This window comes from Skermanella rosea (assembly GCF_016806835.2).
Lineage (GTDB): Bacteria > Pseudomonadota > Alphaproteobacteria > Azospirillales > Azospirillaceae > Skermanella > Skermanella rosea.
Map to the genome: position 1 here is coordinate 1,657,531 of NZ_CP086111.1, position 22,470 is coordinate 1,680,000.

Below are 22,470 nucleotides of genomic sequence, written 5' to 3' on the forward strand. Positions count from 1 at the left end.
TAACCAGAAAGGCCTAAAGCTTCGGGTCCACCGGACTTTGTCGAACGGACCCGATGAACGATATCCTGAACCGGCAGCTGCTCAGCGTCACCGGACTCGTGCAACTGGAGAAACGTATCCGGCACGCGGCGACGCCGGAGGAATTCGGTTTTCTCGTCGTCAACGAAACACACGCCCTCGTGCGGTATCGCCAGGCGATCCTGTGGCGGCGCACGAGCGTCGGCAACGGCAAGGTATCGGCTGTGTCCGGCCTGGCGCTGCCCGACGCCAACGCCCCCTTCCTGGTCTGGCTGTGCAAGCTGCTGAAGCACCTGGATTCGAGGACCGAGGCCGGCGGCGCCATCGAAGCGGTGGACGCCTCCCTCGTGCCGCCGCAACTCGCGGACGCCTGGGGCGAATGGTTGCCGTCCCATGCCCTGAGGATTCCCCTGGACGGCGTCGACGGTCAGCGCCTGGGCTGCCTGCTGCTGGCACGGGACGAACCATGGACCGACCACGACCGCCATCTCATGGCCTATCTGGGCGACGCCTACGCGCATTCCTGGGCGGCTTTGCTGGACCGGCACAGCAGCCGCCGGGCCGGCTGGGTGGAGCGGCGGAAGGGGCGGTTGGGTTTGATCGTCCTTGCGCTCGCGGCGGGCCTTGCCTGGATGCCCGTCCGCCAGTCCGCCCTGGCCCCCGCGGAGGTCATACCGAGGGAGCCGGTGGTCGTGCGGGCACCGATCGACGGGGTGATCGACCGGTTCGAGGTGCGGCCGAACGAGATGGTCGCCGAGGGGCAGGTGCTGCTGGCGCTCGACCCCGCCCGCCTTCAGAACCGGCTGGACGTCGCCCGCAAGGCCCACGAGGTCGGCGAGGCCGAGTACCGGCAGGCCGCGCAGCAGGCCGTGTTCGACCCGCGCAGCAAGACCAACCTGGCGATCCTCCAGGGCCGCATGGAGCAGAACGCGGCAGAGGTGGCCTATCTGGAAAACCTGCTGGACCGCATAGAAGTCAAGGCGCCGCGCCCGGGTATCGCGATCTTCGACGACGTCAACGACTGGATCGGCAAGCCGGTCTCGATCGGCGAACGCATCCTTGTCGTCGCCGACCCGGGCGAGATCGAGCTTGAAATCCACCTGCCCGTCGCCGACGCCATCGCGCTGGAGCAGGGGTCGGAAGTCACCCTGTTCCTCAACGTCGATCCGCAGCACCCGATCGCCGGCACGCTCACCTTCGCCAGCTACCAGGCCGGTCCCACGCCGGAAGGCGCGCTCGCCTACCGCCTCAAGGCCAGCCTTGCCGCCGATGCCGCCCGGCCGCGCATCGGCATGAAGGGCATCGCGAAGGTCCATGGCGAGGAAACGACGCTGTTCTACTACATCATGCGCCGCCCCCTGGCGGCGCTGCGCCAGCGGCTGGGCCTGTGACCGCCGCCGTCGGCCCGGGCGGGGGACAGCAGCCGGCCCGCCTGCTGCCGCTGCGGGAGGAACTGACCCTCCATGCCGGCCCGCGGACCCGGGACGGCGCGCCGACCTGGACGCTGCACGACCCGGCCAACAACCGCTTCTTCCGGATCGGCTGGCTGGAGTTCGAGATCCTGTCGCGCTGGGATTCGGGCGACATGGAGACGATCGCCTCGGATATCCGGCGCCGGACCATGCTCGACGTCTCGGTAGACCATGTCGAGACGGTCGCCCGCTTCCTGATGGCGAGCAACCTGCTGCAGGCACGGGGCGAGCAGGCGATCGAACGGCTCGTCCGGCAGGCGGGGTCCGTGCGCATGGGGCCGGCCAAATGGCTCCTCAAGAACTACCTGTTCGTCCGCATCCCGCTGGTCCGCCCGGACCGCTTCCTGAAGGCCGCGTTCCCGCTGGTCGCGTGGATGTTCACGCGCGGATTCCTGGCGGCGGTGGTCATGGCGGCGCTGGTCGGAGGATATCTGGTGCTGCGCCAGTGGGACGCGTTCCTCGGCACCTTCCCGCACTTCTTCTCCCTCGAAGGAGCGATCCTCGCCGGGATCGCGCTGACCGGCGCCAAGATCCTTCACGAACTGGGACATGCCTTCACCGCGCACCGGTTCGGCTGCCGGGTGCCGACCATGGGGGTCGCCTTCCTGGTGCTTTGGCCGGTCCTCTACACCGACACCAGCGAAGCCTGGAAGCTGCCGTCGCGGCACCGCCGGCTGGCGATCGGCGCCGCCGGGATGGCGGCGGAACTGGCGCTGGCCGCGGCGGCGACCCTGGCCTGGAGCTTCCTTCCGGACGGCCCGGTGCGGAGCGCCGCCTTCCTGCTGGCAACGAGCACCTGGCTTCTCACCCTGGCGATCAACCTGAACCCGTTCATGCGGTTCGACGGCTATTACCTGCTGTCGGACTATCTGGACATCCCCAACCTCCAGGACCGCTCCTTCGCGCTGGCCCGGTGGCGCCTGCGGGAGATGCTGTTCGGCCTGGGCGATCCCGTGCCGGAGCGCTGGCCCGGTCACACGCGGCGGGTCCTGCTGGCCTATGCCTACTGCACCTGGATCTACCGGTTCTTCCTGTTCCTCGGCATCGCGCTGCTTGTCTATCACCTGTTCTTCAAGCTGCTCGGCATCTTCCTCATGGTGGTCGAGCTGGTCTGGTTCATCGCCAGGCCGATCTGGGGCGAACTCAAGGAGTGGGGCATGAGGCGCGATCGCGTCCGACTGAACCGTCACAGCTTGGCGACCCTGGCGGCGCTGGGCTGCGTCGTGGCACTGGTGCTGGTCCCGTGGCGCAGCACCGTGCCGGCGTCGGCGATCCTGCGCGCGGAGCAGCAGTTGAAGCTGTTCATCCCGCGCGCCGCCCGCCTGGAAGAGGTGCGCGTCCGGCCCGGTCAGGTCGTCACTGCGGGAGAGGTGCTGTTCACCTTCCGGTCGCCCGACCTGGAGCATGAACTGGGCCAGGCCGAGCGGCGCGCCGAGCTGTCCCGCTGGCAGGTCCAGTTCCAGGGCATGAGCCGGGACCTGCTGGAACGCAACCAGGTTTCCTGGCGCGAGCTGGAAGGCGCGCTGGCACAGGCGGCGGGTTACCGGAGCGAACTGGCGCGGCTGCTGGTCACGGCGCCGATGGACGGCAGGGTGGTCGAACTGGCGGACCCGCTCCGGCCTGGCGAATGGCTGACGGCCAACACGCCCCTGGCGACGGTGATCGATCCTGCCTCGGCCATCCTGGAGGCCTACGTCGCCGAAGCGGACCTGGCCCGGATCTCGGTGGGAACGCCGGGCGTCTTCCATCCCGACGACCTCGGCCAGCCGTCGGTGCCCGGTACCGTCGTGGCGATCGACGACGGCAGCAGCCGCGCCTTGCCGGAGCCTGTGCTGGCGTCGATCCATGGCGGCGACGTGGCGGTAAGGGACGTCCGCGGCGCCGGGGATAGCCTGATCCCGGAAAGTCCGGTCTATCGCGTGCTGATCCGTCCCGACGCCGGGCTCTCCGCGCCCGACCAGGTCGTTCGAGGCCGGATTCTGCTGCAGGGCGAGCGCGAGAGCGTGATCGCGCGAACCTGGCGGTTCGCCGTCGGCGTGCTGATTCGGGAAAGCGGTTTCTGACCGGTGCCCCCCGGGCCGCCGCCCCGGCTGGGCGGCGTCCCGGGCGGGGGAAGGCTCACCGTTTCGGCTTGAGCGCCGGGATGAGAGGCTTCGCCGCTGCCGAGACCGAAATCCGTTCGACGCCGGGCAAGGCGGGCTTCAGCGCGGGGCGGGGGATCCGCGGTCCCGCCGCATCGGCCGGAAGCGGAGCGGGAGCCGGCACCGCAGGAGCCGCCAGGACGGCCGACGCCCGGGTTGCCGCGGCGGCGGCCGGAACCGACACCGGCAAGGCGGCCGGCAACGCTTGGCCGGCCGGCGTGGGAGGGGAGGAAATTCCGGCGGCCTCCAGATGGGTCATCCAGCTTCGCCGCGTCGCCGGCCGCTTGACCGGGCCGATGCCGACCGAAGCCAGTTGCGCGTCGGTGAAGGCCTGGGCCAGCAGCGCCTCGGCCCGGCGCTGGCTGACCGGCGGCATGCCGCGCCAGAGTCTCTGGGCATCGCGCGCGGCCGAAGCGGAACCGTCCAGGGCTGCGGCGGTGTACCAGCGCAACGCCGTGGGCGGATCCCACCTCACGCCGATGCCCCGGTCGTACAGCCGGCCCGCCACCTCGGCCGCTTCCGCGTCGCCCGTGCCGGCTCTCGCCAGGAGGGCGTCCACTGCGGAGTGCGGTACCGTCCCGGTTTCCATGGCGTCGAGAACGGCCACCGTCTCGGCGGCCCGCGCCGAGGCGGAAACCGGGGCAAGCAAGGAAACCGCCGGGATGATCAACGACAGCACGGCGGAAATCGAGCACCAGCGCGAGGGGATGGGCATCTTCAGGATCCAAGACGTGCGGAGTGGCCAGACATGCGGGGTGGGGCATGCTGCCGCAGGATAGGCAAACTGTTTTGAGAGTTGGTTAACCCCCCACGCGACGGATCCTGCCGACGGTCCAGGAACCTATCCGTCCGCTCGGGGGTTGGGTTTGCAAAAACCCCTCCAATACAGACTTCGGAGACCCGCCATGCGTACGACGGTCACCCTCGCCGCCACCTGTTTCCTGGCATTCGCCGTGCCGGCCTGGGCCCAGCAGGCGACCAGCCCCACCAGCCCCACGACCCACGGGAACCCGCCGACCCAGGAAGGGCCGCTGGCGACCACCAGCGAGGTCGAAAGCCTGATCGGGACAGATGCGGTGGCGGCCGACGGCCGCAAGGTCGGCACGATCGAGAACCTCCTGGTGGCCCCCGACGGGCGGATCGACTATGTCGTTCTGGAATGGGGCGGGGTGGCCGGAATAGGGGAGCGGCAGGTGGCCGTCCCCTGGAACGAGGTCGTGCTGAGCGACGACAACCGGCAGGCCGTGATCGACAAGACCCGGGCGCAGCTTGAGGAGATGCAGCGGTACGATCCGGATGTTCCGGCCGCGGCCGGGATCGACTCCAGCATTCGCCCGTTGCGCTGAGCGGCTTCCCGGCGAAGACGCTGTTGCGGGGACCCGGCCTACAGGGTCCCCGGCATCCGGTAACCCTCCCGGGCGCGCGCCTCGAGTTCCTCGTTGTCGACGATCCGCTTGCCGATCGGCCACAGCGAGATGATCGCCAGCTTCAGGTGAGCCCAGGCGAACGGGATCCCGATGATGGTCAGCGCAAGCGCTATGGCGGTCATCACATGGCCCAGGGCCAGCCACCAGCCGGCGAGCAGGAACCAGATCACGTTCCCGATGAAGCCGAGCGGGCTGGTGCCCAGGTCTTCCCGGCCGTCCCATTCGTCGCGGGAAACGGCGGTGCGTCCGAACGGCATCAGGGTGTAGTTGGCGATGTTGAACGCCGAACGCGCCCAGGGCAGTCCGATGATGGTGATCGCCATGATCACCGAGGCGAACAGCCAGGCCGCAGCCATCCAGATGCCGCCCGTGACGATCCACAGGATGTTCAGGATCAGGCTGACAGGGTTCATGAAATCTCTCCTTTGCCGCTGATATGGGGAGAATTCAGGACGTTTCCATGGCTTGACACCCCTGTTGCAAAAGGGTTCCTACGACGAAAGATCGGCGGCAAAAACGTCGTAAGGTGGTTGCTTCGCCGAACGAAACGGCCTATTGCTCTGTTCATCCGTGCATGGACCGGCGGCTTCGGCTGCCGTGTCCGCACTCTACCCTGGAGCTTCGCGTGAGCGACAACGGTCCGACTAGCTAGGCGGCCGGGCGTTTTCTCATCGTCCGTCCGCCTCTGAAAAGAGAATTGAAAGGATGTGACGATGACGCGCAACCTCGCTGTCGAGTTTCGGATTGCGGCCAACACCCTGCGCCGCCTCACCGGCAACCCCGATCCCCGCAAAGCCGCCCGCGCCCAGGAGATCCTGGCCGACAAGGGCCTGTTCCGCGAATTCGTCGACCAGCGGCACCGGGCGCTCCGCACCCGCGCCGATGCCGTCGCGGAGGGCGACAGTAGCCGCTTGATCTGGTTGGCCGCCTGAATACCGGATCCTGACCGCCGGCTTTCGCACGGGCGGGGAGGGCGTCTTCGGACGACCTCCCCGCCCGTCGCGTTTCAGTCGACCAGCTTCAGGCCGATGATGCCGGCGACGATCAGGCCGATGGAGGCCAGCCGTCCGGCGGTCGCCGGCTCGCCGAACAGGACGATGCCGAGCACGGCGGTACCGAAAGCCCCGATTCCCGTCCAGACCGCGTAGGCGGTGCCGATCGGCAGGGTCTTCAGCGCATAGGCCAGCAGGACGAGGCTGGCGGCCATGGCGATCAGCGTCAGGATGCTCGGCCACAGGCGCGAGAACCCCTCCGTGTACTTGAGACCGATCGCCCAGCCGGTCTCCAGCAGCCCGGCCACGAACAGGATCACCCACGCCATCGTACTTCCTTCTTCCTTTTCTTTCGTGATTCGGCGGACGCCGCCGACCTTCACCGTAGCGGATCGGACCCTGCCGTCCTAATCTGCGGCACGATCGCAGCAACGGATCCACCATGAAGATATTCGGCATCGCCGGCTGGAGCGGTAGCGGCAAGACAACGCTCATGGTCCGCCTTCTGCCCGAGCTGATCGCCTTGGGCCTGCGTGTTTCCACCATGAAGCATGCCCATCACGCGTTCGACGTCGACCAGCCGGGCAAGGACTCCCACAACCACCGCATGGCCGGAGCCACCGAGGTGCTGATCACCTCGGCCAACCGCTGGGCCCTGATGCACGAGAACCGGGGGGAGCCCGAGCCCTCGATCGAGGAATTGGTCAGGCACATGACCCCGGTCGATCTCCTGCTGATCGAGGGCTTCAAGCGCTCGCCCCACCCGAAGCTGGAAGTATTCCGACGCGCCACCGGCAAGCCGCTGCTGGCGCTCGATGACCCGTCGGTCGTCGCGGTCGCTTGCGACGGCCCCGTGCCGGAAGTGGCCGTTCCGGTGCTCGACCTCAACCAGCCCGCCGTTATTGCCCGCTTCTTAATGACGCACTGCAGCATTGCGGGGCGCGACATTGCAGCCGGCGCGGGAAGTTAGCATCGGAGCCAGATTGTTTCTCGCTTGAAACCCATTGATTCCTCACGGCGCAATCGTATCATCCGTGTGAACGTTAGGCACTGTCGCCATACGGTTGTTGTGCGCGGACCGGCTATCCGCCCTGCGTGAGGAGAAGCTGATGGCGACCCTGTCTGAGGTCGGGCACGAGGAGGACGGAAGTCCCGGCGCTCCGATGGCGGATGGCATGGTTTCGTCGGTCGGCTTCCACGGATTGCTGACGCCGGAGACCGCCGTCCACGCAACTCCGCTCTACGCGATCCTGGACCTGGCGGGCGATGCCTTCGTGGTCATCGACGCGCTGTTCCGGATCGTCCTGTTCAACCGCGCGGCGGAACGGATCTTCCAGTACGACACGGCCGACGTGATGGGGCGGTCCGTCCACATGCTGCTTCCGGAACGCTACAGGTCCCAGCACGGCAGGCAGATGGGAGAGTTCCGGGCCCACTCCGACGGCTCTCGGCTGATGGGCGAGCGGCGGCAGATCTGCGGGCTGCGGCGCGACGGGACCGAATTTCCGGCCGAAGCCTCTATCGCCTGGGTCAACCTGGAGGGTGGCGGGGCCTATGTGGTGGTCCTCCGCGACATCACGGAACGGACCCGCGTCGAGCAGCAGACCGCCCGTTTCGGCCGCATCATCGAGCAGTCGATCAACGAGATCTTCGTCTTCAATGCCGAGACTCTCCGGTTCGTGCTGGTCAATCGGCAGGCGCGCGAGAATCTCGGCTACTCGGCCGAAGAGATGATGCGCATGACGCCGATGGACCTGAAGTTCGAGTTCGGCGAGGAGGCGTTCGCCGAACTGCTCCGTCCGCTCCAGGACGGCACCATGGACGAGATCTGCTTCGAGACCTTCCACCAGCGCCGCGACGGCTCGACCTACGAGGTCGAGGCAAGGGTCCAGCTCCTGCGCAACGAGGCGCCGCCCGTCTTCGTCGTGATCGCCCGCGACATCACCGAACGGTCCCATTTCGAGACGCTGATCCGGCGGCAGTCTCTTTACGACGCCCTGACCCTGCTGCCCAACCGGACGCTGTTCACCGAACGCCTGTCGCTCGCCGCGGAGGAGCGTCAGCAGGACGGCGGCCATGGCGGGCTGTTGCTGATCGACCTGCTGGGGTTCCGCATGGTGATCGACAGCATGGGGCGCGCCGCCGGCGACCAGGTGATCCAGGAAGCCGCGCGGAGGCTGGCCGGCTGCCTGCGGTCCACCGACACGCTGGCGCGGCTGGAGGCCTCGGAGTTCGCGGTGCTGGCACCCAACATCGACCAGTCCGCCCGCATCGGCGTGCTGGCCGACCGGATCATGGCCGCCTTCGAGGCACCCGTCGAAATGGACGGGATCGAGGTCAAGCTTTCTCCCGCCCTCGGGATCACCACCTTCCCCGGCGACGGGGTCGATTCCGACATCCTGATGCGCAATGCCGACGCCGCGCTCTGGAGCGCCCGCGAGGCGGAGCCGCCGCACAAATGCTTCTACACCTCCGATCTCGATACCGAGGTGAACACCCGGATCGCCATCAAGTCGGGCCTCGCCCGCGCCCTTGAACGGGGCGAATTCTCCCTGGTGTTCCAGCCCAAGGTCGATCTCAAGAGTTGGACGGTCTGCGGGTGCGAGGCCCTGCTGCGCTGGCGCAGCGCGGAACTCGGCAACGTCTCGCCGGCCTCGTTCGTGCCCGTGCTGGAGGAAACCGGCCTGATCAATCCCGTCGGCGAGTGGGTCCTGGAAACCGCCTGCCGCCAGTGCCGGCTGCTGATCGACCGGGGCTTCCCGAAGATCCGCATGGCGATCAACCTGTCGGTCCGGCAGATCAGGCCCTCGTTCCCGGCCACCCTGACCGACATCCTGGAGCGGACCGGGCTGAAGCCCGACGACATCGAGCTGGAGATCACCGAGAGCGTCGTGATGAAGGACAGCGTCGAGGTCGTCCAGCTTCTCCAGGAACTGGCCGACATGGGTGTCCACCTGGCGCTCGACGATTTCGGCACCGGCTACTCGTCGCTCAGCTACCTCAAGCTGATGCCCCTGGAGACCATCAAGATCGACCGCTCGCTGATCACCGACATCGCCACCGGCGCCGAGGATGCGGAGATCGTGCGCGCGGTGATCGACATGGGCCATTCCATGTCCCGGCGCATCGTCGCCGAAGGGGTCGAGACCGAACAGCAGCTCGCGCATCTGCGCCGCCTGGGCTGCGACGAGATCCAGGGCTACCTGTTCAGCCGCCCGATCGCCGGTCCCGATCTGATGAAGCTGCTGGAGGGGTACTCAACCTATGCCTGATGGCCAGGGGGCTTCGATCCGGCCTATCTACTTGCATATTCGCGACGGTTCGGATATGACCTCTGAGTAAGACGGTTCTGTCCATAAGAGGCATGAATGAAGGCGGTCCACTCGATCAAGGTACTCTGTGTCGATGACAACGCCATGATCGTCATGGCGACGCAGGCCACCATCGACGCGACGCCCGATATGGACTGCGTCGGTTGCCTGTACTCCGCGGATGAGCTGCTCGATACGGTCGCGGAACTCCGCCCGGACGCCGTCCTGCTCGACCTCACCATGCCGGGCAAGGAGCCGTTGGCTGCGCTCCGTGAACTGACCGATGCCCATCCGGAAGTGCCGGTCATCGTCTTCAGCGGCCTGAGCGACCGCACGACAGCGGAGAGCGCCTTCGCCGCGGGTGCCCGGCGTTACATTACCAAAGGGTGCGACGGGCGCCCGGTGCTGGATGCGATCCGCGCCGTCGCCTCCGCGCCGCACGCTTCGCTGGGCGTCGCCAGCTGAGCCTACTCCGCCGGTAAGCCTTCCCTCGGCTTGACGTGCTGCACCTCCAACTCCTGGATACGGCGGCGAATCCGCCCGATCGGCTGGAGGCGACGCGCCAGCAGACTGTAGAGCAGGGGAGTGCCGAACAGCGACAGCAGCGACCCGACCGAGACACCCCCGACGATCACCAGCCCGATCGCGGTCCGGCTCTCGGCTCCGGCGCCCTCGGCCATGGCCAGCGGAACCGCGCCGAACACCGTGGCGATGCTGGTCATCAGGATCGGGCGCAGCCGGGTCGCGGCGGCCTCCCGGATCGCCGCGTCCATGGCTGCGCCTTCGTCGCGCATCTGGTTGGCGAACTCGACGATCAGGATGGCGTTCTTGGCGATCAGGCCGATCAGCATCACCAGCCCGATCTGCGTATAGATGTTCAGCGTCATGGCGCTCGCGACGATCGCGCCCAGGCCGCCGAACAGCGCCAGCGGCACCGTCAGCATGACGATGGAGGGCAGGGTGAAGCTTTCGAACTGGGCGGCCAGCACCAGGAACGCGATCAGCAGCGCCATGCCGAACGCGAAATAGATCGCGGCGCTCGATTCCTGCAGCTCGCGCGCCGACCCGTCGAAACTCAGCCGTACCTGGCCCGGCAACACCTCGGCTGCGGCCTGCCGCACCGCCTCGACGGCGGTGCCCATGGCGATGCCTTCCAGGTTGGCCGTGACGGTGATAGCGCGCAGCCGATCGACCCGGCCCAGCTCGCTGGGGCCGGCGATATCCCGGACGGTCACGACGCTGGAGAGCGGCACGAGCTTTTCCGATGATCCGGCGCGCAGGAAGATGTTCGACAGGTCGCGTGGGTTGGCGCGGTCGCTGCCCGTGGCTTGGACCACCACGTCGTATTCCTCTCCGCGGTCGGTGAAGCGCGTGACGGTGCGCCCGCCGACCAGCGTCTCCAGGGTTTCGCCGATGTCCCGCGTGCCGAGCCCCAGGTCGGCCGCGCGATCGCGGTCCACCGTGATCCGGAGCTGCGGCTTGGTCTCGTCGTAGTTCGCCTGGATCGTGCCGAACCCCGGCTCGTCGCGCAGGCGGTCGATCAGCAGGTCGCGCCAGACCGCCAGCTCCTCGTAGCTGCTGCCGCCCAGGACGACCTGCACCTGGTTCAGCGCGCCGCTGCGGGCGATACCGCCGCCCGCGAAGGCCGCGACCCGGGCGCCCGGCACCGCCTGCAGCTTGCCGCGCAGGTCCGCCATCAGGGCCGACTGCGGCCGGGCGCGCCGGTCCCACGGCGCCAGCCGGACCTGGATCGTCGCCCGGTTCACGCCGGTCTGGCCGCCCCATCCGGGGTTCAGGATCGCCAGCACGCTGGAAACCTCGCCGCTTTCCCGGTAGGGCGCCAGGATGCGCTCGACCGCCTCCATCTCCCGCTTGGTGAAGTCCTGGCTGGCGCCTTCCGGCGCGGTCACCGTGATGCGGAAGCTGCCGCGGTCCTCCGGCGGGGTGAACTCCTGCGGCACCAGGGTGAACAGGTACCAGGTGGCCCCGGTCAGCGCGCCGAGCAGCGCCAGCATCAGGACGGGTGCGGCGAGCACGCCGTCCAGGAGCCTGGAATAGGCCCGGGTCATGCCGTCGAAGAACCGTTCGGTCAGTCGGAACACCGCGCCGCCGTGGTGGCCACGCAGCACCTGCGAGCACATCATCGGCGTCAGCGTCAGCGCCACCAGCGCGGAGAAGGCGACCGCCGCCCCCAGCGTGACCGCGAACTCCTTGAAGAAGCGGCCGACCGTGTCCTGCAGCAGGACGAGCGGGAAGATCACCGCGATCAGCACCGCCGTGGTCGCGATCACCGCGAAGCCGATCTGGCCGGCGCCGCGATAGGCCGCCAGCAGCGGCGGCTCGCCCAGCTCGATCCGGCGGCTGACATTCTCGACCACGATGATCGCGTCGTCCACCACCAGCCCGATCGCGAGCACCAGCGCCAACAGGGTCAGCACGTTGATCGAATAGCCGAGCGCCGCCAGCACGGTGAAGGCGGCTATGATCGACACCGGGATGGCGGCCGCCGGGATGATCGTGGCGCGCAGGTCGCGCAGGAACGCCCAGGTGACCAGGACCACCAGGCCCAGCGCGATCGTCAGCGCGTGGAACACCTGGTAGATCGACTCGGCGATGAACACGCTTTCGTCGAACGACACCTCGATGGCCGCGTCCCCGGGCAGAGTGGTGCCGATCTGCCGGAGCAGCGCCTTGACCCCGTCCGCCACCTCCATAGTGTTGGCGGTCGCCTGCTTGGTAATCCCCAGGCCGACGGCGGCGCGGCCGTTGACCGTGTAGTCGCCGCGGTCGTCGCGGGTGCCCAGCTCCACCCGCGCTACGTCGCCCAGCCGGATGAAGTCCCCGCTGCGCTGTGAAATGACGATGCGGGAGAACTGCTCCGCGCGCGACAGCCGGGTATCGGTCCGGACCGTGAACTCGCGCTGCGCCGATTCGATACGGCCGGCCGGCAGCTCCGCGTTCTCCCGGCGAAGCGCCGTCTCGACATCCTGGACGGTCAGGTTGCGGGCCGCCAGCGCGCTCCGGTCCAGCCAGACCCGCATCGCATAGATCCGCTGGCCGCTGATCCGGACGTCGGCGACGCCCGGGACGGCGGTGATCTGGTCGACCAGGACGCGCCGGGCATAATCGGTCAGCTCCAGCCGGCTGAGCTGGTCGCTGGTCAGGGTCGCCCATAGGATCGGCGAGCTGTCGCTGTCCACCTTGGCGATGACGGGGGCGTCGGCCTCGTCCGGCAGGCTGCGGGCCGCGCGCGAGACGCGGTCCCGGACATCGTTGGCGGCTCCCTCGATGTCGCGGGTCAGCAGGAACTCGATCCGGACGTTGGACGATCCCTCGCGGCTGGTCGAGCGGATCGTCTTGATCCCCTCGACGCCGCTGACGGCACCTTCGATCACCTGGGTGATCTGGGTCTCGATCACCTCGGCCGACGCACCCTCGTAATTGGTGCTGATCGAGACGACCGGCGGGTCGACGCTGGGATACTCGCGCACCGGCAGCTTGGCGAAGGCGAAGATGCCGAAGACCACCAGCAGCGCGTTGAGGACGATGGCGAGCACGGGGCGCTGGATCGCGACGTCGGACAGGACCATGGCTCAGCTCCCGGCAGCCGGACGTCCGGCGGAGGGGGGCTCCTGTTCCGCCTCCACCGGGGCGCCGTCGCGCACCCGCTGGGTGCCGCGGACGACGACCAGTTCCCCGGGCTTCACGCCCTCGACCACTTCGACCATGCCGCCCCGGCGCTGTCCGATCGTGACGGCGCGGCGCAGGGCACGGCCGTCGGCCACGACGAAGACGAACTGGCGCTCGCCCAGCGGAACCAGCGCCTCCTCCGCGATCAGCACGGCGTCGGCGCGGGACGACAGGGTCAGGCCCACGTTCATGAACATGCCGGGCCGCAGGCGGAGCCGGTCGTTGGGCAGGGAGGCCACCACCTCGACCGCCCGGGTCACCGGATCGACCCGCGTGTCGATCACGGCGACCACGCCGGTGAAGGTCTCGCCCGGGAAGGCCGGGCTCGTGGCGGACACCGCGAGGCCCGGCCGGAGCCCGCCCAGCGCCGCCTCCGGCACCCGGAAATCCAGCTTCACCGTGCGGATGTCGTCGAGCGTCGTGATCGCCGTCCCGCTGGTCACCAGCGCGCCCGGGCTGACCCGCCGGAGCCCGGTCTGTCCGGCGAAGGGGGCGGTGACGACAAGCTCCTGCAGCCGGGCGCGGGCGGCCCGCGCCGCGGCGTCGGCCCGGTCGAGCGCCGCGGTCAGCTCGTCGACCCTGGCCTCCGCGACCGCCTGGCGGGTCAGCAGGGTGCGCGAGCGCTCCAGGAGCTGCTGGGCGTTGCGCCGGTCGGCCTCGGCGACGGCGAGCTGGGCGCGGGCCTCCGCGTCGTCCAGTTCGATCAGGACGGATCCCCGCTCGACCCACTGGCCCTCGTCGAACCGGATCGCGCGGATGATGCCGGTCTGCTTGGAGTTCACCGTGACCGCCTCGTTGGCGCGCAGCGTGCCGACCGCCTCGGCCACCGTCGCGATCTCCCCGATGCGGGCGGGCGCCGCCACGACATTGACCGGCCGCGCGGCCCGGTCGGGCGCCGCCGCCCGGGGACCGTCGCCGCGCAGCGCGGGAACGGCGTACCAGGCGCCCGCGGCACCGGCGCCCAGGCCCGCAATCAGGAGAATCTGCCAGATCAGTCGCATGGTATCCTGGGACGATTGCACCGGGTCGGTGTGGGCCGCTTCGACGGACGCTGCCGCAGGAACGATCGGCGAAAAGGCCTGTTTTCCGGTTCCCATCGGGACAGGCTGACGTCCCGACCGGGTCGTGAAAGCTCGATATTCTTTGCAACGATAGCAGATTCGACCTGTCCATGGACCACAATCTTGAAGCGGACCGCGTCCCCGGCCGTGACGCGTGCCCGTTCGACGGGCTGGAACTCGATCTCGGCCGGCCCGGACGGCGGACCGTCGCGGGCGTGCCCGAGGGGTTCGACGGGATGCTGCTGGGCCATCTGGCGCAACGCGCGGACCCTGCCGGCCTGCTCCATATCGTCCGCGACCACCGGCGGCTGGTGCGGCTGCGCCGTGCGCTGGCCTTCTTCGCCCCGCGACTGGAGGTTCTGCCGGTGCTGAGCTGGGACTGCGCGCCCTATGAGCGGCGCTCCCCCTCGGCGGCGGTCGCGGCCCGCCGGGTCGATACGCTGCTGAGGCTGGGCCGCCCGGCCGAGGGGCCGAGGCTGATCCTGGCGACGGCCGCCGCGTTCCTGCGCCGCCTGCCGCCCCAGGGCGTGCTGGAGGCGGCGACCTTCCGGGCGGCGCCGGAGGACGACGTCGAGGAGCCGTTGAGGCGCTTCCTGCTGCGGAACGGGTATTCCCCGGCGGAGACGGTCCAGGAGGTCGGCGACTTCCTTTGGGACGACGACCGGGTGGAGATCCTGCCGCCCGGCCACCGGACGCCGTTGCTGCTGGAATTGCTGAACGGCACCCTGGACGCGGTCCGGCGGGGCGGTGCCGGCGGCGAGGAACTGGAGCGGCTGGAACTGCCGCCCGTGTCCGAGGTGGTCCTGACCGACGAGAGCATCGCGCGCTTCCAGACGAACTACCAGGAGCAGTTCGGGCGGGTCGAGGGAAACGATCCGCTGTTCGAGGCGGTCGGGCACGGCCGGCGGCTCACCGGGATGGAGCACTGGCTGCCGCTGTTCTACGGCGGCACCGAGACCCTGTGCGAGTACCTGCCGGGCTGCCCGGTCACCCTGGACGACGGGGTGGAATCCGACCGCGACGACTACCTGGAGCAGGTCGCCGACGCCTTCCAGGCGCGCAAGGCGATGGGCACGATCGAGGAAAAGGCCCATCTGCCGGCCTTCCATCCGCTACCGCCCGAGCAGGTCTTCGTCGATGCCGGAGCCTGGGACGTCTGCCTGGAACCGCGCGCGGTCCTCGCGTTCCGTGCGGCTCCGCCCGAAGCGGGCGAGGTCGTGCCGGACGGCGGCGCCCGTCCCGGTCCGAGCTTCCATGACGACGACGGTGGCGGAAAGCTGGCCCGGCATGTCCGCAGCCTCCGCGCCGGCGGCGCGCGGGTCCTGTTCGCGGTCGAGCGCGATGTCCAGCATGGCCCGCTCAGACGGCGGATCTGCATGCCGGAAATGCCCACGGCGGAGACCTGGGGCGACGCCGGAGCCGGCGACGCGGCGGTCGCGACCCTGCCGGTCGCGGCCGGGTTCGAGGTGGATGGCATCAGCGTCATCGCGCGGGCCGACATAATCCGGCCCGATCGGCGCCGGAACGCCGGGACCGCCGATGCCCGGCGCGACGCCCTGCTGCCCGACGTGCCGCCGATCGCCCTGGGCGATCTGGTGGTCCATGCCGATCACGGCGTGGCCCTGTGCGAGGGGCTGGAGACGATCGACGCCGGCGGAGCGCCGCACGACTGCCTGCGCCTGGTCTACCGCCAGGGCGACAAGCTGTTCGTCCCGGTCGAGAACGTGGACCTGCTGTGGAGGTTCGGCACGCCCGGCGAGACGATCCAGCTGGACAAGCTGGGCGCCGCCGCCTGGCCCAACCGGCTGGAGCGCATGCGGCAAACACTGCGCGACGCGGCGCACGAGCTGATCGCCACGGCGGCGAAGCGGTCGCTCGCCCAGGTCGATCCGATCGTGCCGGACCGCGCGGCCTACCGCCGGTTCAGCGGCCGGTTCCCCTATACGGAGACCGATGACCAGCAGACGGCGATCGACGACGTGCTGGCCGATCTCGCGTCGGGCAAGGTGATGGACCGGCTGGTGGTCGGCGACGTCGGCTTCGGCAAGACCGAGATCGCGCTGCGCGCCGCCTTCGCGGTAGCGGCCGCCGGCCGGCAGGTCGTGGTGGTGGCGCCGACCACGCCGCTCGCCCGGCAGCACGCCGACGAGTTCCGCGAGCGCTTCTCCGGCTTCGGGATGGAGATCGTCGAGTTGACCGGCGGCACGGCGACGGACGAGGCGAAGGCGGCGCGGCAGCGGATCGCGGACGGGCAGGCCCGTGTCGCGGTCGGCACCCAGGCCCTCCTGGGCGAGGCCGTCCGCTTCAAGGATCTCGGCCTTCTGGTCCTGGACGAGGAGCAGCGGCTCGGCGTCAAGCAGAAGGAACGCCTGAAGGACATCGCCGAGGGCGTCCACGTCCTGACCATGACGGCGACCCCGATCCCGCGCACGCTTCAGCTCGCGCTGGGCGGGCTTCGCGACCTCAGCCTGATCGGCACCGCTCCGGTGGAGCGCCAGCCGGTCCGCACCCGCGTCCTGACCTACGACGGCGATATCATCCGCCAGGCGCTCCTGCGCGAGCGGGAGCGCGGCGGCCAGAGCTTCTATGTCTGCCCCCGGCTCGCCGACCTCGATCTGGTCGGTGAGCGGCTGGAGGCCCTGGTTCCCGATCTTCGGGTGCTGCGCGCCCACGGCAAGATGGCGCCCGAGGAGCTGGACGACGCGATCACGGCCTTCGTGCGCGGCGGCGCCGACGTGCTGCTTGCCACCAACATCATTGAGGCGGGGCTGAACATCCCCAACGCCAACACGCTGGTCGTCCACCGGGCCGACATGTTCGGCCTGGCGCAGCTCCACCAGCTGCGCGGCCGGGTCGGGCGCGGCAGCACGCGGGCCTATGCCTGGATGACGGTGGAGTCGGAAGCCGACCTGTCGGACGCGGCGCGCGGCCGACTGGACGCCATCGCCATGCTGAGCGATCCAGGGGCCGGCTTCAACGTCGCCAGCCAGGATCTGGAACTGCGCGGCGGCGGCAACCTGCTGGGCGAGGAGCAGTCCGGCAGCATCCGCGCCGTCGGGGTCGACCTGTTCCAGGAGATGCTGAGACAGGCGATCGAGGCGGTCCAGGCCGGCAAGGAGCCGGAGGAGTTCTGGACCCCCCGGATCTCGCTCGGCATGCCCGTGCTGATACCCGAGAGCTATGTCGCCGATCTGGACGAGCGCATGGCGCTCTACCGCTCCATCGCCGCCCTCGATACCGCCGAGGCGGCCAAGGCCTTCACCCAGGACCTGGCGCGGCGCCATGGCCCGGTCCCGCCGGAGGTCGGCACCCTGATCGGCCTCGGCGAACTGAAGCGCCTGTGCCGCGACGCCGGCGTGGAGCAGCTCGACGTCGGGCCGCGCGGCGCCCTGATCGCGTTCCGGCACGAGCCGAAGGGGCTGAAGGAGTTCGTCGAGCGCACCGAAGGAGCCCGGCGGCGTGAGGACGGCACCCTGGTGGTTCCGCTGGCGGAAGGATCCTCCGCAAGGCTGGACGCGGCCTGGGGGCTGCTGCGCGGCCTGGCCGGCGGATAACGCCGGTTCAGGAAATGTCGATCACCGTCACGTCGACGGTGAAGGTCCGGCCCTCGCGCCAGATCGTCAGCGTCACCGGATGCCCGACGCCGGTCTGCTCCAGTTGCGTCGCGAGTTCCGCCAGGGTCGCGACCGGGTGTCCGGCGGCGTGGGTGATGACGTCGCCCGCCGGCCGTCCGGACTGGTCGAAGCCGCGCAGGCCGGCACGGTCGGCCGCGGATCCCGGGATCACCTCGGCGATGACCACCCCGGTCACGCCGAGCTGGGCCCCGACCTGCTCGGGCGCCACGCGGATGCCGATGCCGGGGGTAGGGACCCGGCCGTCCCGGATCAGCTTCGGCACGATCCGGTTGACCGTGTCGGCCGGCACCGCGAATCCGATGCCGGCGAAGCTGCCCGACCCGGACAGGATCGCCGTATTGACGCCGATCAGCCGCCCGGCGCTGTCGAGCAGCGGTCCGCCCGAGTTGCCGGGATTGATCGCCGCGTCGGTCTGGATCACGCCGGCGATCTCCCGCCCGCTGCCCGCCGGAAGCCGCCGTTCCAGGGCGCTGATCACGCCGGTACTGAGGCTGCGGGTCAGTCCGAACGGATTGCCGATGGCGTAAACCGACTGGCCGACCTTCAGGTCGTCGGAGGTGCCGATCGGGATCGGGCGGAGCGCCGCCCGGTTCTCGCTCAGCCTCAGCACGGCCAGGTCGCTGTTGGGGGCGAAGCCGATCACCCGGGCCGGGACGGCCTCGCCGCTGTCCAGCCGGACCGCGACGCGGGTGGCGCCCTCGACCACGTGGTGGTTCGTGACCACATGGCCCGCGGCATCCCAGATGAAGCCGGACCCGGCCCCGCGCGACCCCCGTCCGCCGGGATCGCCGGCCGGCTCCGCCCGGTCCGTGAAGATATAGACGACCGAAGGCGCCGTCGCGTCGAACAGGGCGATCGTCGATTCCTCCGATTCGGCCAGCGATCCCCGCGCCGTGACGGCCCTCGGCTCGCTGGCGGTCAGGAAGACGCCGCGCACGAACCGGTCGCCGATCCAGATCGTCGCGACCAGCAGCGCCCAGATCAGCATGTACCGCCAGAACCGCTGCCCGCCCATCCGCTTCTCCCGATCGACACCGGCCCCGCCGGGCCCGAAACGTTTAAACGGGGTGCGTGGGCCGGCGGTCAAGCACAAACGCGGCATGCCGATCGCCGAATGATCGGTTGAGACGACCCGCCGGGACGCGCTGTTATACGGTGGAGACCCAATCCTCGGCACCGGTGCCTGCAATGACCGATCCATACGAGATCCTGGGACTTTCGAAGACCGCGACGGACGACGACATCCGCAAGGCCTATCGCAAGCTGGCCAAGAAGTACCATCCCGACATCAATCCGGGCAAAGCCGACGCGGAGGCCCGTTTCAAGGACATCTCCGCCGCCTACGCCCTGCTGTCCGATCCCGAGAAGCGCGCCCGTTTCGACCGCGGGGAGATCGACGCGAGCGGGGCCGAGACGCCGCGCAGCTTCTATCGAGGCTTCGCCGACGCGGGTGGCGGCGGCCGCTACGGGGCGGAAGAGCACTTCGTCGACAACGAGGACATCGAAAGCTTCTTCGCCGACCTGTTCGGCCATCATGGCGCCGGGAGAGGCGGCGCCGGGCGGGGAGGGGCCGCTGGAACCGGCGGTACGGGCGGCTTCCGCCTGCGCGGCGGCGACGTCAACTACTCCCTGCGCGTATCCTTCCTCGAGGCCGTGAACGGGTCGCGAAAGCGCCTGACGCTGCCCGACGGCCGGACGCTGGACGTCGAGATCCCGGCCGGCATCGACAGCGGGCAGACCGTCAGGCTGAAAGGGCAGGGAGCCCCGGGACTGGGCGGCGGTCCGGCCGGCGACGCCCTGATCCGGATCGAGGTGGATCCCCATCTGGTGTTCCGGCGGGATGGGCGCGACATCCGGATCGACCTGCCGGTGACCCTGGCGGAGGCGCTGCTCGGGGCCAAGGTCCGCGTGCCGACCATCGACGGGCCGGTCGCCATGACCATCCCGAAGGGGGCCGATAGCGGTACCGTGCTCCGGCTGAAGGGGAAAGGCGTCCCGGCGTCCCGCGGCGCCGAGCGCGGCGACCAGTATGTCACGGTGCGCCCGGTCCTGCCCCGGCAGCCCGACGCCGAGCTGGAGGAGTTCATCCGGCGCTGGTACGAGAGCCACCCGCAGGACCCCCGCGAAACCTTGGAGCAATCACGATGATGGCGCTCGACCAGGTGCTTGCCGCCGTCGGCCGGATCGACCGGCGGGATCTCATCCTGTGGATCGAGCGGCGCTGGGTCCGGCCGCAGCACGGGGCCGGCGGCTATGTCTTCACCGACCTGGACGTCGCCCGCGTCACCCTGATCTGCGAGATGCGCGACGATATGGCGATCGACGACGAGGCCATGCCGGTCGTCCTCGGCCTGCTGGACCAGCTCTACGGTACCCGCCGCCGCCTCAGGCATCTGGTCGATGCGGTCGCCGCCCAGCCGGAGGAGGTCCGCCGGTCCATCGCGGCGGAAATGAAGCGCCGGGCTCTCGACGGGGACGATGCCTGACGCGCGGCCCTTGGCCGTTCCCCGCAGGTCTGCTATGAGGGCCCGATGACCGACGATGCCAGCAAGAACCAGAAGCCCGACCCGATCACCGAACGCATCCTGGCGATGATCGAGGATGGCGGATCCGTGTCCCCGCAGGAGGTCGCCCAGACCTTCTACAAGGATACCAAGACGCCCGGAATGCCGGCGGACGGCTGGCACAAATACATGACGGCCGTGCGCCAGCAGGCGATCCACCTGGCCCGCCAGGGCCGCCTGCAGATCACCCGCAAGGGCGAGCCGGTCGACCCGAACAACTTCAAGGGCGTCGTTCGCCTGAGGAAAGTGCCGCCGGCCCAGCCTTGACCGCGGCCGCCACGGCGGGGACGGCGAGCGCCCGCCGGCGGCGCCACGACACCAGACCCATGACGGCCGCGGCCAGGATGAAGACGCCGAGCAGGCCGACCGTCACTGCCGTCGCCATTTCCCCCACGACCTGCTGGAGCGCCGCGCCCGCGGCGTAGCCGGCGCCGGCGAAGCATGCCGCCCAGATCCCTGCGGCGACGAAATTCAGCAGCGCGAAACGGCGCCACGACATCGTGCTCATCCCCATGGCGAACGAGCTGAAGTTCCTGACGCCGTAGATGAAGCGGAAGCTCAGGATGAAGGCGGTGCTGTACTTCTCCAGCAGTCCGAGGGCCCTGTCCACGCCCGGCTGCCAGCGGGGATAGCGGTTCAGCATCCGGGTGCCGGCATGGCGTCCGAGCATGAAATACATCTGGTCGCCCAGGAAGCTGCCGATCCACGCGCAGGAGATCAGCAGGGTGAGATTGACCACGCCCTCGCGGGCCGCGATGCCCGAGAAGATCACGATGGTCTCGCCTTCCAGGAAGGTCCAGACGGCCACGACGCCATAGAACAGGTCGCCGTAGCGATGGATGAGGTCGAAGATTTCCATGACGGTCCGCTAAGGGATCCTTCGTACGGGGCAGGCCCGCGTCCTGGGCGGAAATGGCCGCCCGCTTCTGTAGCTTCGGGATTCGGAGATGCCGGACGATCGGAGCCGGGATGATCATCCTGCCATAGTCCCGAATTGCGGCCGGAATATGGTCACCGGTCTTCAGGGCCACCCCGTCGGGAATTAACCGGGAATTAGCATGTCTCTCGGATATTTCGCGCGCTTGAGATTCCGGATCCGATCTCGACCGTCGCCGTTCGGGCCGTCGGTCATGGCGGGAGACAAGAAGAACCGGGAACCGGGCAGAGTCTTCCATTCCCCTGGGGCAAGGGTTTTCCGATGATACCAGTGCGCAGCACCGTTGGTCGTGGCGACGGGCGTTCCCGACCTGCCGACGTCTCCGGCTGGACTCCGCTCGATACCCTGTCGATGCTCATCCTGGCGACCGTGCTGGTCCTGGTCGCCGCCACCTTCCAGCACTATGGCATCAGTTGGGATGAGGAGATCCAGAACACCTACGGCAAGAAGATCCTGTCCTTCTATCTCAGCGGTTTCGAAGACCGCTCCGTGTTCGTGCATTTCAACCTGTACCTGTATGGCGGCTCCTTCGATCTGATCGCCGCCATGGCCAACACCATCTCGCCTTTCGGCGAGTACGAAACCCGGCACCTGCTGGGCGGCCTGGTCGGGCTGCTGGGGCTTGCCGGCGTCTGGCACCTGGGGCGCCTGTTCGGCGGCCCGTGGGTCGGGTTCCTGGCGTTGCTGCTGATGGTGGTCACGCCGGCCTATTACGGCCACATGTTCATCAATCCCAAGGACATTCCCTTCGCCTGCGGCATGACGTGGTCCCTGTACCTGATGTGCCGCGCCATGGAGACGCTGCCCCGGGTTCCGCTGCGCACCGCGCTGGGTCTCGGAGCGGTGCTCGGGATCACCCTCGGCACCCGTATCGTCGGACTGCTTGCGGGACTGTATCTCGCCGCCGCGCTCGTCCTGTACCTGATGCTGGTCGCGGGGCAGGGAGCCGGTCGGCGGGAGTTGGCCCGCACCATCGGCGATCTGGCGCTGTCGTTCCTGCCCATGCTGCCAGTCATGTATCTGGCAATGGCGGCATTCTGGCCCTGGGCCTGGCAGGAGCCGCTGAACCCGATCCGTGCGGCGACGGTGTTCTCGAACTTCCCATGGCCGGGCTCCGTCCTGGTCAACGGGGAGATGATCAAGGCCACCGATCTGCCGTCCTATTACCTGCCCCTGTTCCTGGGCACCCAGTTGCCGGAGCTGGTCCTGGCGGGCATCGCGT

At 69.1% G+C, this 22,470-nt stretch carries 19 protein-coding genes (1 of these 19 only partly in view); 12 read left to right on the forward strand and 7 right to left on the reverse strand.

Annotated elements, in window-relative coordinates:
• The first annotated feature begins 53 nt into the window (after window positions 1–53).
• Together JL101_RS07675 and JL101_RS07680 are read left to right on the forward strand one after the other, a co-directional pair.
• Window positions 54–1,409: an efflux RND transporter periplasmic adaptor subunit gene (locus tag JL101_RS07675; protein WP_203101940.1), complete on the forward strand. Its 1,356-nt coding sequence runs from the start codon at window positions 54–56 to the stop codon at window positions 1,407–1,409.
• Complete coding sequence (locus JL101_RS07680) at window positions 1,406–3,553, forward strand: efflux RND transporter periplasmic adaptor subunit (protein WP_203101938.1); 2,148 nt, start codon at window positions 1,406–1,408, stop codon at window positions 3,551–3,553. Before JL101_RS07675 ends, JL101_RS07680 begins: the two co-directional genes overlap by 4 nt.
• Window positions 3,554–3,608: 55 nt before the next feature.
• On the opposite strand, the gene JL101_RS07685 is transcribed toward JL101_RS07680, so the two are convergent.
• On the reverse strand, window positions 3,609–4,346 hold the full coding sequence (locus JL101_RS07685; protein WP_203101936.1) for an SEL1-like repeat protein: 738 nt from the start codon (window positions 4,344–4,346) through the stop codon (window positions 3,609–3,611).
• 190 nt (window positions 4,347–4,536) lie between these two features.
• Here JL101_RS07685 and JL101_RS07690 point away from each other — a divergent pair, with 190 nt between their 5' ends.
• Window positions 4,537–4,977, forward strand: coding sequence for a PRC-barrel domain-containing protein (locus JL101_RS07690; protein WP_203101934.1), 441 nt, complete (start codon window positions 4,537–4,539; stop codon window positions 4,975–4,977).
• 38 nt (window positions 4,978–5,015) lie between these two features.
• Here the strand turns inward: JL101_RS07690 and JL101_RS07695 are convergent, their stop codons facing one another.
• The gene (locus tag JL101_RS07695; protein ID WP_203101932.1) at window positions 5,016–5,471 is read right to left on the reverse strand and encodes a YccF domain-containing protein; all 456 of its coding nucleotides are present in this window, start codon (window positions 5,469–5,471) and stop codon (window positions 5,016–5,018) included.
• A 300-nt stretch (window positions 5,472–5,771) separates the two neighbouring features.
• On the opposite strand from JL101_RS07695, the gene JL101_RS07700 reads away from it, so the two are divergent.
• Window positions 5,772–5,990, forward strand: coding sequence for a hypothetical protein (locus JL101_RS07700; RefSeq protein ID WP_203101930.1), 219 nt, complete (start codon window positions 5,772–5,774; stop codon window positions 5,988–5,990).
• Window positions 5,991–6,064: 74 nt separating this feature from the next.
• Here the strand turns inward: JL101_RS07700 and sugE are convergent, their stop codons facing one another.
• A complete protein-coding gene (gene sugE, locus JL101_RS07705; RefSeq protein ID WP_203101928.1) occupies window positions 6,065–6,379 on the reverse strand; it encodes a quaternary ammonium compound efflux SMR transporter SugE in 315 nt (104 codons plus the stop codon).
• 113 nt (window positions 6,380–6,492) lie between these two features.
• Between sugE and mobB the strand changes: the two genes are divergently transcribed.
• The 3 genes from mobB (at window position 6,493) to JL101_RS07720 (ending at window position 9,826) form a co-directional block, all read left to right on the forward strand.
• Window positions 6,493–7,020: a molybdopterin-guanine dinucleotide biosynthesis protein B gene (gene mobB / locus JL101_RS07710; protein WP_203101926.1), complete on the forward strand. Its 528-nt coding sequence runs from the start codon at window positions 6,493–6,495 to the stop codon at window positions 7,018–7,020.
• 139 nt (window positions 7,021–7,159) lie between these two features.
• A complete protein-coding gene (locus JL101_RS07715) occupies window positions 7,160–9,322 on the forward strand; it encodes a putative bifunctional diguanylate cyclase/phosphodiesterase (protein WP_203101924.1) in 2,163 nt (720 codons plus the stop codon).
• Between the two features lie 96 nt (window positions 9,323–9,418).
• Window positions 9,419–9,826, forward strand: a complete 408-nt coding sequence (locus JL101_RS07720) for a response regulator (RefSeq protein ID WP_203101922.1) — start codon at window positions 9,419–9,421, stop codon at window positions 9,824–9,826.
• Window positions 9,827–9,828: 2 nt separating this feature from the next.
• On the opposite strand, the gene JL101_RS07725 is transcribed toward JL101_RS07720, so the two are convergent.
• Together JL101_RS07725 and JL101_RS07730 are read right to left on the reverse strand one after the other, a co-directional pair.
• Window positions 9,829–12,951, reverse strand: a complete 3,123-nt coding sequence (locus tag JL101_RS07725; RefSeq protein WP_203101920.1) for an efflux RND transporter permease subunit — start codon at window positions 12,949–12,951, stop codon at window positions 9,829–9,831.
• A 3-nt stretch (window positions 12,952–12,954) separates the two neighbouring features.
• The gene (locus JL101_RS07730; RefSeq protein WP_203101918.1) at window positions 12,955–14,052 is read right to left on the reverse strand and encodes an efflux RND transporter periplasmic adaptor subunit; all 1,098 of its coding nucleotides are present in this window, start codon (window positions 14,050–14,052) and stop codon (window positions 12,955–12,957) included.
• Window positions 14,053–14,222: 170 nt separating this feature from the next.
• Between JL101_RS07730 and JL101_RS07735 the strand changes: the two genes are divergently transcribed.
• Window positions 14,223–17,666 carry a transcription-repair coupling factor gene (locus JL101_RS07735; RefSeq protein ID WP_203101916.1) on the forward strand — a complete coding sequence of 1,148 codons (3,444 nt, stop codon included), beginning with the start codon at window positions 14,223–14,225 and terminating at the stop codon, window positions 17,664–17,666.
• A gap of 7 nt (window positions 17,667–17,673) precedes the next feature.
• On the opposite strand, the gene JL101_RS07740 is transcribed toward JL101_RS07735, so the two are convergent.
• Window positions 17,674–18,762, reverse strand: a complete 1,089-nt coding sequence (locus JL101_RS07740; RefSeq protein WP_203101914.1) for a S1C family serine protease — start codon at window positions 18,760–18,762, stop codon at window positions 17,674–17,676.
• Between the two features lie 173 nt (window positions 18,763–18,935).
• On the opposite strand from JL101_RS07740, the gene JL101_RS07745 reads away from it, so the two are divergent.
• From JL101_RS07745 to JL101_RS07755, 3 genes are read left to right on the forward strand one after another with little or no spacing between them, the layout of a single operon-like run.
• Window positions 18,936–19,895, forward strand: a complete 960-nt coding sequence (locus tag JL101_RS07745; protein ID WP_203101911.1) for a DnaJ C-terminal domain-containing protein — start codon at window positions 18,936–18,938, stop codon at window positions 19,893–19,895.
• The gene (locus JL101_RS07750) at window positions 19,892–20,233 is read left to right on the forward strand and encodes a chaperone modulator CbpM (RefSeq protein WP_203101910.1); all 342 of its coding nucleotides are present in this window, start codon (window positions 19,892–19,894) and stop codon (window positions 20,231–20,233) included. Before JL101_RS07745 ends, JL101_RS07750 begins: the two co-directional genes overlap by 4 nt.
• A gap of 45 nt (window positions 20,234–20,278) precedes the next feature.
• Window positions 20,279–20,578 (forward strand): DUF3253 domain-containing protein, encoded by a 300-nt coding sequence (locus JL101_RS07755; protein WP_203101908.1) that lies wholly within the window; start codon window positions 20,279–20,281, stop codon window positions 20,576–20,578.
• Here JL101_RS07755 and JL101_RS07760 read toward each other — a convergent pair.
• Window positions 20,532–21,170, reverse strand: a complete 639-nt coding sequence (locus JL101_RS07760) for a DedA family protein (protein ID WP_203101906.1) — start codon at window positions 21,168–21,170, stop codon at window positions 20,532–20,534. The two genes, JL101_RS07755 and JL101_RS07760, sit on opposite strands and share 47 nt — an antisense overlap.
• A 348-nt stretch (window positions 21,171–21,518) precedes the next feature.
• On the opposite strand from JL101_RS07760, the gene JL101_RS07765 reads away from it, so the two are divergent.
• On the forward strand, window positions 21,519–22,470 hold the 5' portion of the coding sequence (locus JL101_RS07765; RefSeq protein ID WP_203101905.1) for a glycosyltransferase family 39 protein. Its footprint extends 734 nt past the window's final position; the window shows 952 of its 1,686 coding nt (coding positions 1–952); it begins with the start codon at window positions 21,519–21,521; the stop codon falls past the right edge of the window.